This window comes from Vibrio sp. Vb0888 (assembly GCF_033338835.1).
Lineage (GTDB): Bacteria > Pseudomonadota > Gammaproteobacteria > Enterobacterales > Vibrionaceae > Vibrio > Vibrio alginolyticus.
Genome location: NZ_JAWOTL010000130.1, coordinates 1 through 1,393 on the forward strand (window position 1 = coordinate 1; position 1,393 = coordinate 1,393).

Annotated in this window: 2 protein-coding genes; both read left to right on the forward strand. The window is 45.4% G+C overall.

Translation table 11 applies throughout. The features are described 5' to 3' along the window. The first annotated feature begins 30 nt into the window (after positions 1 to 30). Positions 31 to 756: an SDR family oxidoreductase gene (locus tag R7P72_RS24405; RefSeq protein WP_318110882.1), complete on the forward strand. Its 726-nt coding sequence runs from the start codon at positions 31 to 33 to the stop codon at positions 754 to 756. Positions 757 to 767: 11 nt separating this feature from the next. Beyond that, positions 768 to 1,393: NAD(P)/FAD-dependent oxidoreductase (locus R7P72_RS24410; RefSeq protein ID WP_318110883.1), on the forward strand; the 626-nt coding region annotated here is incomplete at its 3' end.

Consider the following 1,393-nt stretch of genomic DNA (forward strand, 5'->3'; position numbering starts at 1 on the left):
CATCAAAACCATTAAGCAAAGGTTGGGGCGATGAATAGTGTCGTTTTAATTACGGGGGCGACCTCCGGGAGAGGTAAACAGCTGGCTGTCGATTTTGCTGAGTCTGGTTGGCGTGTCATTGCATGTGGACGCAATGAAGCTGTACTTGCTGAGCTAGCGGCAACTTCTTCATCTATCGAAACGTTGAAGTTTGATGTAACCGATTATGAGGAGACGAAGCGAGTACTGTCTTCGCTCAAGACGATTCCAGATACATGGATCTTCAACGCGGGTGATTGCGAATACATGGATGATGGCATTGTAGATGCGCAACTTATGGCGCGCGTGATGAATGTTAATGTCGTAGGTGTAGCTAACTGTATAGAAGCTTGCCAACCGTATTTTCAGCGAGGGCACCGCGTTGTCATTGTTGGCTCCATTGCCTCCGAAGTCGCGCTGCCACGAGCGGAAGCGTACGGCGCGTCAAAAGCGGCAGTGAGCTACTTTGCGCGCACGCTCGCTGTGGATCTTAAGAAGAAAGGCATCAAAGTGATTACTGTGTTTCCTGGGTTTGTTGAAACGCCCCTAACGGATAAAAACACCTTTGAGATGCCTATGATCATTTCAACCAAGCAAGCGTCTCAATTATTGAGAAAGCAGCTAGCGGCGAATAAAAGCCACATTTATTTTCCGGCGAGATTTACAGGCATTCTCCGCTTTATCTCGTTGCTTCCATACAGTTGGCAAGCAAGGCTGACGGCTAAACTCGTATCTTAAAAGGAAGAAGCATGAAAATCGCTATTGTAGGCACTGGAATTTCTGGACTGACATGTGGGTACTATCTGCACCAACAACACGATATCACTTTGTTCGAAGCCAACGATTATATTGGTGGTCATACGGCTACGGTTGATGTTCGTGTCGGGAATGAGGATTATGCGATTGATACAGGGTTCATTGTATACAACGACCGTACATATCCAAATTTTATCAAAATGATGAACGAAATTGGCGTGGAAGGTATTCCGACGCAAATGAGTTTCAGCGTGAGAAACGATGGCAACGGTTTGGAATATAATGGCCACACATTAACAACATTGTTCGCACAAAAGCGAAATTGGCTTAATCCAAAATTCTATCGCTTTATTCTTGAGATTTTACGCTTCAATAAACTAGCAAAAGCGTCTGCTACTGAGCAAATATCGAGTTCTCAAACGCTGGGTGCATTTTTGGATGAGCACCAGTTTAGTGATTTCTTTTCTGACAACTATATTCTGCCAATGGGCGCGGCGATTTGGTCATCTTCCCTCGCTGACATGCGCGCTTTTCCATTGATGTTCTTCTTACGCTTTTTCCTCAATCACGGTTTGTTAGACGTGACGAATCGTCCGCAATGGTACGTTATCAAGGGTGG